The organism is Synechocystis sp. FACHB-908 (assembly GCF_014698595.1).
Lineage (GTDB): Bacteria > Cyanobacteriota > Cyanobacteriia > Cyanobacteriales > Microcystaceae > Synechocystis.
This window is the reverse complement of the sequence record NZ_JACJTH010000045.1, coordinates 1-13,802: the sequence shown is the minus strand read 5'-3', so window position 1 is coordinate 13,802 and position 13,802 is coordinate 1. Positions and strand designations below refer to the sequence as shown.

At 51.7% G+C, this 13,802-nt stretch carries 13 protein-coding genes; 5 read left to right on the top strand and 8 right to left on the bottom strand.

Annotation, left to right across the window (positions count from 1 at the left end):
- The first annotated feature begins 249 nt into the window (after positions 1-249).
- Complete coding sequence (locus tag H6G46_RS17480; protein ID WP_011153801.1) at positions 250-2,448, top strand: alkaline phosphatase PhoX; 2,199 nt, start codon at positions 250-252, stop codon at positions 2,446-2,448.
- 7 nt (positions 2,449-2,455) lie between these two features.
- On the opposite strand, the gene nuoB is transcribed toward H6G46_RS17480, so the two are convergent.
- From nuoB to H6G46_RS17455, 5 genes are all read right to left on the bottom strand, one after another.
- Positions 2,456-3,115: an NADH-quinone oxidoreductase subunit NuoB gene (gene nuoB / locus H6G46_RS17475; protein ID WP_011153802.1), complete on the bottom strand. Its 660-nt coding sequence runs from the start codon at positions 3,113-3,115 to the stop codon at positions 2,456-2,458.
- Positions 3,116-3,222: 107 nt separating this feature from the next.
- Complete coding sequence (locus H6G46_RS17470) at positions 3,223-3,564, bottom strand: YdhR family protein (protein ID WP_011153803.1); 342 nt, start codon at positions 3,562-3,564, stop codon at positions 3,223-3,225.
- A gap of 59 nt (positions 3,565-3,623) precedes the next feature.
- Positions 3,624-3,926: a hypothetical protein gene (locus H6G46_RS17465; RefSeq protein WP_223211246.1), complete on the bottom strand. Its 303-nt coding sequence runs from the start codon at positions 3,924-3,926 to the stop codon at positions 3,624-3,626.
- A 182-nt stretch (positions 3,927-4,108) separates the two neighbouring features.
- Positions 4,109-5,143, bottom strand: a complete 1,035-nt coding sequence (locus H6G46_RS17460) for a nitronate monooxygenase (RefSeq protein ID WP_011153805.1) — start codon at positions 5,141-5,143, stop codon at positions 4,109-4,111.
- A 43-nt stretch (positions 5,144-5,186) separates the two neighbouring features.
- Positions 5,187-5,762 (bottom strand): DUF6653 family protein, encoded by a 576-nt coding sequence (locus tag H6G46_RS17455; RefSeq protein WP_242018663.1) that lies wholly within the window; start codon positions 5,760-5,762, stop codon positions 5,187-5,189.
- A gap of 294 nt (positions 5,763-6,056) precedes the next feature.
- Here H6G46_RS17455 and H6G46_RS18565 point away from each other — a divergent pair, with 294 nt between their 5' ends.
- From H6G46_RS18565 to H6G46_RS17440, 3 genes are all read left to right on the top strand, one after another.
- Positions 6,057-6,479, top strand: a complete 423-nt coding sequence (locus H6G46_RS18565) for a GNAT family N-acetyltransferase (protein WP_223211247.1) — start codon at positions 6,057-6,059, stop codon at positions 6,477-6,479.
- On the top strand, positions 6,451-7,701 hold the full coding sequence (locus H6G46_RS17445; RefSeq protein ID WP_011153808.1) for a GNAT family N-acetyltransferase: 1,251 nt from the start codon (positions 6,451-6,453) through the stop codon (positions 7,699-7,701). Before H6G46_RS18565 ends, H6G46_RS17445 begins: the two co-directional genes overlap by 29 nt.
- Positions 7,702-7,800: 99 nt before the next feature.
- Positions 7,801-11,514: a WD40 repeat domain-containing protein gene (locus H6G46_RS17440; protein ID WP_011153809.1), complete on the top strand. Its 3,714-nt coding sequence runs from the start codon at positions 7,801-7,803 to the stop codon at positions 11,512-11,514.
- 267 nt (positions 11,515-11,781) lie between these two features.
- Here H6G46_RS17440 and H6G46_RS17435 read toward each other — a convergent pair whose 3' ends face one another.
- Positions 11,782-12,081 (bottom strand): hypothetical protein, encoded by a 300-nt coding sequence (locus tag H6G46_RS17435; protein ID WP_158299060.1) that lies wholly within the window; start codon positions 12,079-12,081, stop codon positions 11,782-11,784.
- Positions 12,082-12,401: 320 nt separating this feature from the next.
- Positions 12,402-13,151 (bottom strand): HNH endonuclease, encoded by a 750-nt coding sequence (locus H6G46_RS17430; protein WP_011153811.1) that lies wholly within the window; start codon positions 13,149-13,151, stop codon positions 12,402-12,404.
- A gap of 362 nt (positions 13,152-13,513) precedes the next feature.
- Between H6G46_RS17430 and H6G46_RS18320 the strand changes: the two genes are divergently transcribed.
- Complete coding sequence (locus tag H6G46_RS18320) at positions 13,514-13,660, top strand: hypothetical protein (protein WP_158299062.1); 147 nt, start codon at positions 13,514-13,516, stop codon at positions 13,658-13,660.
- Positions 13,661-13,670: 10 nt separating this feature from the next.
- On the opposite strand, the gene H6G46_RS17420 is transcribed toward H6G46_RS18320, so the two are convergent.
- A partial coding sequence (locus H6G46_RS17420; RefSeq protein ID WP_190759818.1) for a transposase occupies positions 13,671-13,802 on the bottom strand: 132 nt, incomplete at its 5' end.

Below are 13,802 nucleotides of genomic sequence, written 5' to 3'. Positions count from 1 at the left end.
CTTTCTGTACTATGGTCAAGTTATCGAAGAGACGGATGAGGCTAAAGTTTCTTGTCCGAGTCTGAAGACGAGTCGCTTCTGTGATGGGATTGTCTAGTTTAACTTCTTTGTCCTGATCCCCTCTTTAGCTAAAAATCTGGTAAAAAAGGTTGTGAGAGTCCAAGATTTTAGACTGCCTTCCTGGCCCAGCTTTTGGGATCTACTTCACTCTAAAAAAAGAATGTTAACCTAATTCACCCTACCTGCATTATGGTCTGGTCACGTCGAAATTTTCTTGCAGTGATGGGCTTAGGAGCGGGAGCGGCCCTGTTCAACCCCCGGCAGTATCCTTTAACAGCCGCTATTCCCAAAATCGGCGATCGCCACGGGGATTTGAGTTTTCAACCGATTGACTATCCTATTCCTCTGGCAACGGATGGATTAACCCCTGCTCAACAAAAAACCGCCTTTGCCACCTTTGCGGTTCAAGATGAGTTGGTTTTACCGTCGGACTTTTTTTACACCGTCCTGGGGCAATGGGGAGATCCGGTGGGAGATCACTGGTTTGGGTTTAATAATGATTATTTAGGGCTGGTGGAAACCGACGAAAATACGGCTTATTTGTTAATCAATTTTGAATATATTAGCTTTATCCCCTGGCGACAGGGCTATGAAATGGCAATTGGCAAATCTCTACCGATAGAAACGGTGCTAACCGCTGCGGAGGCGCAAGGAGGAAAAATCAATGCGTTTGCCCTGGCGGCAGATAATCCGGTGAAAATTGACATAGAAGCTCTCTGTGAAGCGGCTTTGGTAGATCAAGGTATGGGAGTAATTCGCTTAGAACGCAACGGTCAAGGGGACTGGCAACGATCGCCAAATGCGACGGATCGGCGCATTACCGGACTTTCTGGGTTAACTGATTCCCATTATTTAACAGCAACCGGGCCGGCGATCGCCATATTTACCAACCCGACCAAACAAGGCTATGACGACGGACTGGGCGAAAAAATCATTGGCACGTTTGGCAACTGTGCTGGGGGAACAACCCCCTGGGGGACAGTGTTAAGCGCAGAGGAAAATTTCCAAAGCCAGGTTCCAGAAGCAGTCTATGCCGATGGCTCCGCCGTAGATCCGGCCCAATGTCCGCTTAAAATAAGTACCAACGGGTTGAGTGGCCAAGGCAATGTGTTTGGCTTGGCGGGCAATAAATATGGCTGGATGGTAGAAATTGACCCGGCCAATGCCAACGATTACGGCGTCAAACATACGGCCCTTGGACGCTTTCGCCATGAAGCTGTGGCGGTGCGGGCAACAGCGAATCAACCCTTGGCGGTGTATTCGGGCTGTGATCGCACTAGTGGGCATCTCTACAAATTTGTGTCAGCAGATACTGTCAAATCCCCCACCGATAAAGGCAATTCCCGTTTATTTACTGCCGGAACGCTCTATGGGGCGAAATTTAACGCCGATGGTACCGGGGAATGGATTGCCTTAACCCCTGATACCGTAGTAAATCCTGTTCGTCCTAGCGATATTGCTGTTGATAGTTCTACTACCGGAATTGTCTATTTGCCCCATCCAGACCGGAACCAGGCCGGGGCGATCGCCATAGATACGGATCATGCCGTTGCCGAGTATCAGACTCAATTCGCCACCTTAGCGGATCTTTATCCCATTGAGTCAGACCGCCAACAAGGGGCAATTTTGGTGGATGCTCATTTAGCCGCCAATGCTGCCGGCGTTACCCCCACTGCTCGCCCGGAAGATACGGAAATTTTGCCCGATGGGTCTGTATTAATCGCATTTACTTCCGGTTGGCCCAGTCAGGGGGATGGCGGTTGCGATCGCCATATTTTTCAGGGGCCACAGGGGGAAGTTCCCTGCAACTCTGGTTGGATAATGCGCCTACAAGAAACCGGCGATCGATGTGATGCACTAACTTTTGGTTGGGCAATGATTGCCGCCGGCGGTGAGCCCAGTCAGGGTGGTTTAGGCTTTGCCAATCCCGATAATTTGGCGATCGATGGTCGGGGCAATCTTTGGATGGTTACCGATATGTCCACCAGTAAACACAATCGTAAGTTTGAGCGGGAAGCCGATACAACGAGCTTAGATTCCGTGGGAGTGTTTGGTAATAATTCCCTCTGGTATTTGCCTTTACACGGTCCTAATGCCGGCCAGATATTTCCCTTTGCCATTGGCCCGATGGATAGCGAGTTGACAGGGCCGGTCTTCAGTCAGGATCAAAAAACCCTCTTTTTGGCGGTTCAACATCCAGGGGAACTCAATGGTCTGCGGCAAACAGAGATAGTCACTATGCCTTTAACCACCACGAATGGCGAACCGTTTCTGCAAACTCGTACTGTCCCGTTACAGTCCCATTGGCCGAATAGTGGAGATATGCTATCCCGTCCAGCAGTAGTAACCATTCAGCGGCGGACTCGTCAGCCGTTTCATTCGTCTTAGATCATGATTATTTGATGAGTAAAGGGTCATGGTGCGGAGTGAGATCTTCATGATGCCGAAGATATTGGCCCGTCAAAATCGGGGATACCGGCTTCATCCGGTGCCGCACGGCATGGAATCTGTGAGTTTGCAGATCTTCGGTGTAGTCTTGCCGGCTTTCGCCTGCAACTTTCTTGCGGAGTTTGATGATGCCGTCGATGACTGCTTCCGGTCGCGGCGGGCAGCCCGGAATGTAGACATCTACCGGAATCAGCTTATCGACCCCCCGAACTGCGGTGGGGGAATCGGCACTAAACATACCAGCTGTAATCGTACAAGCCCCCATAGCGATGACATATTTCGGCTCCGGAATTTGTTCGTAGAGTTGCACCAAAGCCGGAGCGTATTTCATGGTGATGGTGCCAGCGGTAATCATCAGATCGGCCTGGCGGGGGGTTGCCCTGGGGATGGAACCAAACCGCTCTAGGTCAAAGCGGGGACCAAAAGCCGCCATGAACTCCATAAAGCAGCAGGCGGTGCCAAACATCATTGGGTACAGGGTCGAGAGCCGGGCCCAATTGTAGATGTCGTCGAGGCAGGTGAGAATAACGTTCTCAGACAATTCTTTTGTCACCTGGGGTGCCTGGATGGGATTTTGAAGGGTGAGGGCATGGGTGCTGGTGGACATGGTTAAACCTCTTAAAGCGGTCTATGGTCTATGAGTAAGTTAGACCGTCGCGATTGACGGCCCTGTTAAAGCAGGAATGCCGTAGCGATCACGGGTATGACCATGGCTCAAGCTCCTACAGAAGACTGCAGGGCAAGGGCAGGAACCGGCCCACGAGTTTGGGTGGTGAGGGCGGTGATCGCTTCAAATGCCTTGATCTGCACCGTCGGCAACAGGGGATTCGCTTTCAGAGCGGTAATGATAGGACTGTTGACGTAAGCTGTCAGCGCTGTTTCACTGTCAAAACAGTAAAGGCCGCCGGCTTCTTTTGTCCCATCATTAATAATCCAGATTTTCCAGGTGAGGCCGGGGAAGGCTGCGATCGCCCCTACTGCGTGAGAAAATACGTTTTCTAGCTCCGCTTGGGAGCAATCATAGGTCACATTGATTTGCAGAATAAGGTTACTCATAATTTTCTCGTCAGTGATGAACTATTTTGGGAGATAGCTGAGATCAGTTCCTTTGTGAGCTATCGGTAATAGCACTCCTCTAACCAAATGCGCACTTCATTTTCGTGGGTAAAAAAGTGGGTGCGGTGGTCTCTGGGGTCATATACTTCCCAAACTTCGGTCTCACCCTGGGTAGATCGATGGATACGGAGCGTACTTTTCTGGGTGAGCCATTGCACCAAGGTATTACCGAGCCGCCCAAAGAAATGACGCAGTCGCGCAGGCTGATCAACAGTTGGACGGGTATTTTCTTGTAGTGTTATTTCTAGGTTCGGACGCTGTTGTTCCAGCAGGGTTTGGGCATTGTGGGTAAAGTTGTTCATAGAATTCTCCTGAAAATTCAAAAGTCGGGGTGGTTGAAGCGGTCTTATCGCCAACGCTATCGAGGTCGTGGTGGGGAAAGAAGGTAAGGCTCGCATGCATGTATTGACGTCATTGCTATCAGACTCAGCGCTGGCAAAGGGCAACCTACAGCGCCATCAGGAACAGATCCAGAAGTGAGAATTTAGCCAGCAGCCATGAGATTTTGTTCCTTCGTGATCGCCTGCAAGCGGTAGGTGAGTAAATCGAGCGCTTCATTCTCCATTTCCCACAGGATGTCTCTGGCGGATTTGATAGCGGTGATATTGCCGCTGCTTTCCCCTGCCGTCAGGCACATTTCCTCAAAATCACCGGAGGTGTCGGGGGTGGGCAGAATGGCTGAGAACTTAGGCATGGGCAGGGCCTGACCGCCCAGGATGGTGGAGCCGATCGCCGGTTGAGTGGGGCCATGCTTAGTTGCGTCTGCCACGCGATCGCCCCACTGGTTGACGGCAAGGTTGCGTAGTACCCGCATTAACTGCCCCGGCATTTCCGGACCAAACAGGGTGGTTCGAGTGGTATCGCCGACGGTTGCCGTCACCACCCGCGCCTTGTACTCCGGGTGGGCGTAAGCTTCTTCACTGGCGAGAAATCGGGTGCCGCACCACACCGCCTCAGCTCCCAGGGCTAGGGCCGCCACCAGCCCCCGGCCGTCGATAATGCCCCCGGCGGCAATTACGGGAATTGGGGCTACTTCGCGACAGATGGCGGGCAGCAGGCTAAAGATGCTGGCTTCCGAGCGGTTGTGGCCGCCCCCTTCCTGCCCTTGGGCGATGATCGCATCAAAGCCCTGGGCTTTGGCCTGGGTCGCTTCTGCCAGAGACCCCACCTGCATCCAGACCTTGACACCAGCATTCTGGAGCTGGGTCACCCAGTCCAGTGGCGGAAATGACCAGAAGAAGATAACCACCGGCACCCGTTCGGCCATGCAGATGGCGATGTGGTCGTCGTTGGCGGCTGCGGTAATGAAGTCGATGCCAAAGGGGCGATCGCTGAGGCTCCGCGTTTGCCGAATCAATGCGCGCAGTTCCTCCGGGGGAGACATAAAGGCACTAAAGGTGCCCATGCCACCGGCATTGCTGACAGCAGCGGCGAGTTTAGGAGTAGCGACAAAGGCCATACCAGCAGAGATGATCGGCGTTGTGAGATGGTAGGTTTGGGTGATTTGGGTGGTTAGCATGACAGGAAAGGATGAATAGACGGGGTAAAAGAGCAAATAGGGTTTAGTAGAGCCAGCTTGTGTATTCAGGAGTGGCAGTTTTCATGTCTTCGTAAAGCCATACCATGCGATCAAAAAACCAAAGTTTGCCCATGTAGAGTAGCAACAGCCCCAGTAGCGTCAAAGGCAGGTTCAATGCCCAAAGTCCGCAAATGGCTATGACGGAGCCGACGGCGGCAAGTCCTGCCAGGAAATGGGGAAAGGTATAGTGATGGGTTGGAATAGAAACTTGATGGCGGTTGATCCATACCCGCTCACCCAGGACGCCTTTAGATGCCCAGTTGTCGGTAGATTGGGGAGGCGAAAATAGACGGGCGTTGTACCAGTTCCAGAGTAGGGCTATTGCAATGGGAATCAGTGACCACCAGCCCAACCAGACTCTGCTCCAGACTGATAGAAGTAGTAAGGGAGCAACAGTTAAACGAGTCCAGACACACCAGGGATTAGCGTGGCCCCGCCAAGTCTGATCATCCATGCGAAATAGGGTGGCGATCACGTTGGCAAACATCAGAAATACCTCTAAAACAGAACCATTGCGGGTAAGGAAAACCTGATTGCTTTCTTGGGTGCTCGACTTCAACGGTAGGGGTTTTCTAGGGTGCTGTCTCTAGGGCAAATCTATGGAATATCCGTCTATGGGAAGCTATGGCATTTGCCCGCACCATTCTCAATACAAGTGTTATGCCCTAACATTGTGGTGATCAGGTCGCCGTTTAAGCTGGCTTTTCACCGCTGGTCAGACCATGTCAGGATAATGCCCATACTGCCAACGGGGGATACAATTCGACTCGCGACTGCCGCTGATCTGCCCTGGTTACTTCCCATTGAGCGGCAGGCCGCTCAACGGTTTCTCACTTGTTTAGACCAGACCGGCTTGACTGCCGCGATCTTAGAGCAGACAAAGGCGATCGCCGATTTTGAGCAGGCCTGTCGGAGCGAACATTTATGGGTCGCGGTGAGTCCGACCAGGCAACTGGTGGGCTTTGCGTTTGTGCGGATGCTTGACGGCTATGCCCATCTGGAAGAACTGGATGTGTTGCCCGATCACGGCAAGCGAGGCATCGGCCGCGCTTTAGTGGCGGCAGTATACGATTGGGCGCAAGGGGCAGGCCATCCTGGCGTTACCTTGAGAACCTTTCGTGAAGTGCCCTGGAACGCGCCTTTCTATCAGCGTTGCGGCTTTCGCATTGTGGACTCAGCCCAGTTGTCACCGCAGCATGGGGAGCTAGAAAAAGCCGAGCAACGGCTGGGGCTGCGGACTGATTTGCGTGTTTCGATGGTTTATCGCTGCGATTGAGGATGTTTATCTACCCGTCCCTGTCATGCACCTATTGACCTCTAACTTTGCGCCATTCCCTTGGCAACATCTTGATTACACTGTTGTTCAACTGACAAAGCAGGACAGTAATTGCCTGCAAGCCTTGTTTGAACGCTGCACCGATTTTTTCAACTTAACCACAGGGCAACCGCCTGCATCCACCGCTGCTGAAGCCGAATTTGTTGATGTTCCAGCAGGTAAAACTCCTGAGGATCTCCACGTTTTTGGGCTCCACCATCCCCAGAAAGGACTCATCGGTACGATCATTGCCGTGCAAGATTATCCGGAAGCTGCGACTTGGTGGATAGGCACGATGCTAATCGATCCGGTATATCGCAGCCAGGGAGTCGGATCAGCCTTTTATCAAGCGTTTGAGCGATGGTTGGCGGCGCAGGGAGTAACAGGGATTGAGCTATGCGCGATCGCCTCTAACACTTCTGGTCGTGCCTTCTGGCAGCGTATGGGCTTTGAGGAAATTCGCCAAACGCCCTCGCGTTCCTTTGGGCAACGGCATCACATTGCCCACGTTTATCGCCGTTGTCTGATTCTATTGACACGACGGGCTGAATTTGAATCCTATGATCCCTTAAACTCGCTGAATGCCTACCTATGCAAGACGGAGGTAATTAATTGGCAGCATCCAGACATTCAAGCATTAGCCCAGCAACTTGCCGCTGGCCATGAAACACCAGTTGTGATCGCTCAAGCCTGCTTTGAATGGGTGCGCGACGCGATTCGCCACAGCGTTGACTACCAGATGAATCCAGTTACCTGGCGAGCCTCTGACGTCCTTCAGCATAAAACCGGCTACTGCTTTGCAAAAAGTCACCTGCTGGCGGCCTTGCTGCGGGCTAATCAGATTCCAGCAGGGTTTTGTTACCAGCGGCTGAGCATTGATGATCGGGGCACACCCTACAGCCTGCATGGCTTCAATGCCGTCTATTTACCCATAACAGGTTGGCATCGGGTTGACCCACGGGGCAATAAACCTGGTATTGATACCAAATTTAGCCCCCCTATCGAGCACTTGGCCTATCAGCCTAAGCTTGATGAAGAAGCGGACTTTTCCGCGATTTTGGCAGAACCGTTGGCGATCGTGGTGACAGCATTGCAAACTCACGCTACTTGGGATGCCCTGCTGCACCACCTGCCGGATATGACCCCGAATACCGCAACAACCATCGGTTTGTATTGTTACTAGCCTAGGCTTCACATCAAATATGACTCTGTAAGCTACCGAAATAATCGACACCTTCCGTTAAAGTCATATAGTTCAGGCTGTTTTTGGGTAGTACTAACCATGCCGTTTGAAGATGCCCTTGCGATCGTTAATGCCGCCATGCAGACATTACTGGGGCGGCAACTCAGCGACATCGAAACTCTCATTTTTGAAGGTTCCTGGCAGAGCAAAACCTATCCTCAAATCGCCGATGGGGCCGGCTACTCCATCAACTACCTGACCACCGACGTCGGCCCCAAATTCTGGAAAGTCCTCAGCCAAGCTTTGGGAGAACCTGTCAACAAGAAAAACTTCAAGGCCGCAATTCGAAGGTATTGTGTAGTCCAATCGGGGGGCGAGTGGGAGAGTGAGGGTTTTCAGACCCAGTTACCCAGCTACCCATCTATCCTCTCCTGGGGCGAAGCACCGGATGTCAGCCAGTTTTACGGACGGGAAGAGGAACAAGCTCTACTACAACGCTGGATTGAGGCCGAACGCTGTCGGCTGATTGCCGTACTGGGCATGGGCGGCATTGACAAGAGTACCTTGACAACAAAGGTGGTGCAAGGCTTCGTTCAGGGTGACGGGGTAGAAGAGTGGGAGGGCGACAACATTAACATTAAAAAAATTCAAAATCCCCTGCAGGAAGGGCAAAGCCCTACAAAATTTAAAATTCAACATCTACCCAGCTCCCCAGCCACACCCTTCACCCACATCATCTGGCGATCGCTCCGCAATGCCCCACCTTTGGAAGCGCTGCTGGCGGAACTGATCGATCTGCTCTCGGAGCATCAAGAAACAGTGGGTGATCGCGCCCGACTGCTGCACTGGCTGCGAAAAACCCGGTGCTTGATTGTGCTGGACAACCTGGAAACCATTCTGCAAGCGGGAGATCACGCAGGTTACTACCGCGATGGTTATGGGGATTATGGCGAACTGATCCAGCTATTGGGGGAGACGCCTCATCAAAGTTGCGTGCTACTCACCAGTCGAGAAAAGCCTGCCGAAATTGCTGTCCTGGAAGGACTGGACGGTAATACCCGCACGCTGCAACTGAGTGGTTCCGTGGCGACAGCGATCGCTATCATTCAGCAAAAGGGCTTGCAGGGGACAGAGGAGCAACAACAGGTGTTGTGCGATCGCTATAGCTATAATCCCCTAGCGCTGAAAATCGTCTCCACCACCATTCAAGATTTATTTGATGGTGACATTAGCGCATTTCTGACCGAAGATGCGGTCATCTTCAACAGCATTCGCCGCCTGCTCGACGCGCAGTTTCAGCGCCTGACGGAGCTGGAGCAAGCCATCATAATCTGGCTGGCCATCAACCGCGACTGGACGGCGATCGCGGAATTAGCCGCTGATCTGGTACCCCCCGTGCCCAAGGTGAAATTGCTGGAAGCCTTGGAGTCGCTGCGCTGGCGAGGACTGATCGAAACCCAGGACAAGCGCTACACCCTCCAGCCCGTGGTCATGGAATATGTCACCGAACGGTTTATTGAGCAAATCAACCAGGAACTGGAGATGGGGCAGCCTCAGTACTGGCAGCAGTTTGCACTGCTCAAACTCACAGTGCGAGACCACATTACCGAAACCCAGCGGCGGCTGATTGTGCACTCCACTGCAGCCCAATTTGGTGATTGCTTCCCCTCCCCGGAGCTCCAGCGGCAGCAGTTGCAAACAGTTTTGACGGCAATTCGGGAATCGGTGATCGCGGGTTACGGGGTAGGTAACCTGATCAACTTGAGCAACGCCCTAGACCTCGATCTGGCGGGCTTTGACTTCTCACAGTTAACCATTCGGCAGGCGGATCTGCGCCATCGATTGTTTCAACACCTAAACTTTGCCCAGGCCAATTTTCGGGACTCGGCCTTTAAGCAAACCTTCGGTAGTATTTTCTCCCTCAGCTACAGTCCGGCGGGGGATTACTTGATCACGGGCGACGATGTTGGGGTCGTGCGCCTGTGGAAAAGTGCTGAAATGCAACCGATGCAGAGCTATCCCCTGCATCGTAGCTACGTGTGGGACTTGCGCCCTAGCGCCGATGGCCGCTGGCTAGCGACCTGTAGCGAAGATCAAACCGTCAAAATTACGAACCTAGCAACGGGACAACTTCAGGCTACCCTAGTAGTGGCTCCCACTATTGCCCGCGCCATTGTCTGGATAGGGCCAGACTGCCTGGCGATCGGCGGCATTGATGGCCACATTCGGTTGTGGTATCCCTTCACCGAGCAGGCACCAGTCCTCGTAACGGCCCACACCGATATTGTCAATAGCCTCAGTTGGGATGCCAACTCGAACCTCCTGGCTAGCTCCAGTAGCGACAGCACCGTCAAACTCTGGGATGTAGAGACGGGCATCTGTCATCGAATCTGGCGCGAGGCGGTGCCCGTTCGGTGGGCTACCTGGAGTCCTGACGGGCATACTCTGGCCATCAGCCGAGAAGATGGCGGCATTGTCCTCTGGAATCCCCACAGCGATCAAGCCCCGCGTTACCTCAACGGTCATCCGGAAACTGTTTGGAGTTTAGACTGGAACCCCGATGGTGCCTGGCTGGCTAGCAGTTCCCATGATGCCACGGTGCGATTGTGGGATGTGGTGACGGGACGCTGTCGGCGAATTCTACGCAGTCACCAGAACTGGGTCTGGTATGCTCGCTGGCACCCACACCAACCACGGATCATCAGTGGTGGCCACGATGGTACTCTCAAACTGTGGGACACCGGCACCGGCCAGTGCCTAAAAAGCCTTACCGGGCACATGGCCAACATTCGCGCCATTGCCCCCGCCCCCGATGGTCAAACCCTGGCCCTCGGCTGCGACGACACAATTGTACGGCTCTGTGGAGCTGACTCACCGCCAAGTTTTATCCATGCCTTTGGACACAGCCATCTGATCAGTGATCTGTGCTGGAACCCCACCGGCGAGAACCTGGCCAGTGCCTCCCATGATTGCAACCTTCGGGTCTGGCAACGATCACCCCTGCGCTGTACCCAGGTTCTCAAAGGGCATACCAACTGGGTATGGTCCGTGGATTGGCATCCCACTCAGGATCTCCTAGCCAGCGGCAGTGTTGATAGCACCATTCGTCTCTGGTATCCGACCCAGTCCACCCCTGTAAAAACCCTGATGGCCCAAACTAGCTGGATTCTGTCGGTGCGCTGGCACCCTACTGGACGCTGGCTTGCCAGTGCCGCTGGCGACTTCACCATCGGGCTATGGAATTCCAAAACCTGGGAATGTACCCATCTGCTGACAGGCCACACCCACTGGATCTGGTGTCTTGCCTGGAGCCCCAATGGGCAATACCTCGCCAGCGGAGGCTATGACAACACTGTCTTTATCTGGAAGGTCGAGAAGGAGGTTACTAGCCTTCGCACCCTGGAGCATCCCACTATCCTGAGTGCGATCGCCTGGCATCCCGATGGTGAGTTGCTGGCCACCTCCTGCCACGACGGCAATATTCGACTTTGGCACTGGCAAACCGGGCAGTGTGTCACTCGCATCAGCGGTCATCAAGGAGAAATTCTGACCCTTAAATTTTCCCCCGATGGCAAGCGACTCTACAGCAGCAGTCAAGACGAAACCTGGAAAACCTGGGACTGGCAAACGGGTACCTGCCTCGCCAGCGATCGCCTTGATCGCCCCTATGAAGGAATGAATATTTCCGAAGTCCGAGGGTTGACCGAAGTTCGGAAAGCAGCATTGAGAGCACTGGGAGCTACGGAAGGGAGTCAACCTCCAGGTGACCTTGTGAGGTGGCTCCGAAAAACTGAACAGGGGAGAAAGCTCTAACCTGTGGTCACAACAGAAAAGTTAGACTAAGCGACGCCTTCACAGGAGCCGCTTGTCTTCAAAACCAGACATGAAACGTTAGCTTCATCCGGCTCCTCAATAATTTGACCCTTATCATAGGAACATCTGGATGCTTGAAAAATCCGCTTTTGGAGCTTTAAAAGGGGTGACAACAGAAAGGGGTACATGCACGATGGCAGGATTGCCACCCTTGAAGGGGTGGTTGCTCACTATGCCAGTGGCGTGACCCCTAGTATCTCGACTAAGCTATGACCATGACCAGAAACCAGAAGGTAGTGAAAGCGAGTAGACCCAGGTTCGGAGACGATGTTGTCGGGGAGCTAACGTAACCGGTGCTATCGGATGGCTACCATCTCGGAAAGGTAGTGCAAAGGGAGGTAACGCTTCCAACCCTTCTACCTCAGCTCTCCAACTACTAGGTAGCTGACTAAGACTGGCGATCGCCGAAGTTTCTTCCACCGGCACTACTGCATAGACCATCACAACGGGCTTTTGGGTATCGGGGGTATAGCCGAGGATAAAAGAGCAGGATGCACTCTGAGGCATATCTAATGGCTTCTTGGACTTCTAACAGTGCTGGACAATTAATTAGTCGAGGCTGTTGGGCTGCAGCGGTACCATTAATCAAGCTACTTAAACTGGACTCGTACCCACTGCTACCTACAGTTACCAACGGGAAACTCATAGATTCTTCTTGTAAACCTTCCATAGGGTCTTCAAAGTAGAAGCAGCAAAGATGGTTGAATGCCGCAACATTTGTAAATAATCCACCTAATGTAGCTTTGAAGAAGCTCTACTATGTTCATCAGATACTAATGAAGACCAAAGTTATCCGCTTTGGGTTACCCAGCAAGTCCGCCGTAGCCTCACTTCTGGACCAACTTTTCAATTAGTTCAGTAACTTGAGCTGGTGGTTGCCAACTTTGCAAAATTTCCCTTGCTATATTCCACTTCAAGCTCAGTAGAAAATCTCTTTCTGACTTACTCATAGAATAACCCAGGCGTTTTAGGTAGCGTTTGAAAGTCAGTTTTACCAGATACTCCGCTTCTTCATAGCTTTCTATCACGCTATCCGGTATATCCTCTCCCGTATATTCATGCTTGATCGCCCTAGCACAAAGATAATTTAAGCCCGGACTTACATACCTTAAGTTACGAGGATCATTATTTTGCTTATTTGCATCAAGATGATGAATCTCTACTTCTCCTTTACGAGCAAAGTAACCGTTAGCATATAGCCTCCACCCGTTGGACAAAAATTTACTAACTTGATGTTGATAGATAATCTTTTTTTGAATATTGGTCACATGAAAGTCGAATATTCCAGTCTCATCTAGAAGATTGAATAGACTTCGAGCATCGTCACGCTCTAAGTATAAGTAGCCGTCCTTGGTCTGCTTCCATGTGAAAAAGTTAATCTTGGTAAACACCGTTGCGTGATTAATAACTTTTGACAAAGCACTGATGGAGCCATGTTTGCAATGACGAAGTTGTTTCTTCTTTGATTTCTGTGCTTTGAACACTGGAGGAAGACTTCGTTTATTCTTTGTTTCGTCACTATTGATATGTTGTGGTTCGGTGTGGGGAGTGGAGTTGTACCGTGTAAGTATTTCCATGGCAATGTTTATAGAGTTAGAAGGCAGCAGTAAAGAGTTAAAGAAGCTCCCCATAAAGTTGAACAAAAGGGTAGGGGGGGGTAACTCTTTAAGTAGAATCTGTAGTATTTAGCTTGCATTGTCAGTATGATTGATGAGCCTTTGCATACCTGCAATTTATATCTGGCTATCAGGGCAAAACTAACCATGGCAAACATTGGAAAATCTCATCCAAAGCAAGTATAGTTACGCTCTCAAAAAAAACACGCTTAACCGGAAAAATTTATTTTTAGTCTAGTCGAGACTCAAGCTTAAGGACCCGGGACAGAGATAACACCATTACAGACAGAAATCAAGCAAGGTTAGCGCTAGAAGCGTTGTTTATGAATAAAGCGCCTGACAGCATTGCAACCACAATAATGAGTGACATCGGCAACGGCAAAACCACCGAAGACAAACTCCAAGGCACCGTAGCCATCTATGAGGGGCTGGCGAGCCTGATCGACGACGATTATAGTAGTTTCAAATAAAGCTGAGACGCTAAACGCCACAGTAAGAACGGATAATTTCATCAAGAGACGTGTCAATAGGAGCGTACATTCTAGCTCGTTTCAAGGCACTAAAGTCATGCTCAATATCATTTAAATCAGGAGAATATTTCGGCAAAAAAAG

Excerpts from the sequence above, each read along its gene's own strand:
- nuoB (WP_011153802.1), bottom strand. The coding sequence starts at position 3,115 with ATGTCCACCAGCACCCATGCCCTCACCCTTCAAAATCCCATCCAGGCA.
- H6G46_RS17430 (WP_011153811.1), bottom strand. The coding sequence starts at position 13,151 with ATGGAAATACTTACACGGTACAACTCCACTCCCCACACCGAACCACAA.
- H6G46_RS17435 (WP_158299060.1), bottom strand. The coding sequence starts at position 12,081 with ATGCCTCAGAGTGCATCCTGCTCTTTTATCCTCGGCTATACCCCCGAT.
- H6G46_RS17460 (WP_011153805.1), bottom strand. The coding sequence starts at position 5,143 with ATGCTAACCACCCAAATCACCCAAACCTACCATCTCACAACGCCGATC.
- H6G46_RS17480 (WP_011153801.1), top strand. The coding sequence starts at position 250 with ATGGTCTGGTCACGTCGAAATTTTCTTGCAGTGATGGGCTTAGGAGCG.
- H6G46_RS18320 (WP_158299062.1), top strand. The coding sequence starts at position 13,514 with ATGAATAAAGCGCCTGACAGCATTGCAACCACAATAATGAGTGACATC.
- H6G46_RS17470 (WP_011153803.1), bottom strand. The coding sequence starts at position 3,564 with ATGAGTAACCTTATTCTGCAAATCAATGTGACCTATGATTGCTCCCAA.
- H6G46_RS17440 (WP_011153809.1), top strand. The coding sequence starts at position 7,801 with ATGCCGTTTGAAGATGCCCTTGCGATCGTTAATGCCGCCATGCAGACA.
- H6G46_RS17465 (WP_223211246.1), bottom strand. The coding sequence starts at position 3,926 with ATGAACAACTTTACCCACAATGCCCAAACCCTGCTGGAACAACAGCGT.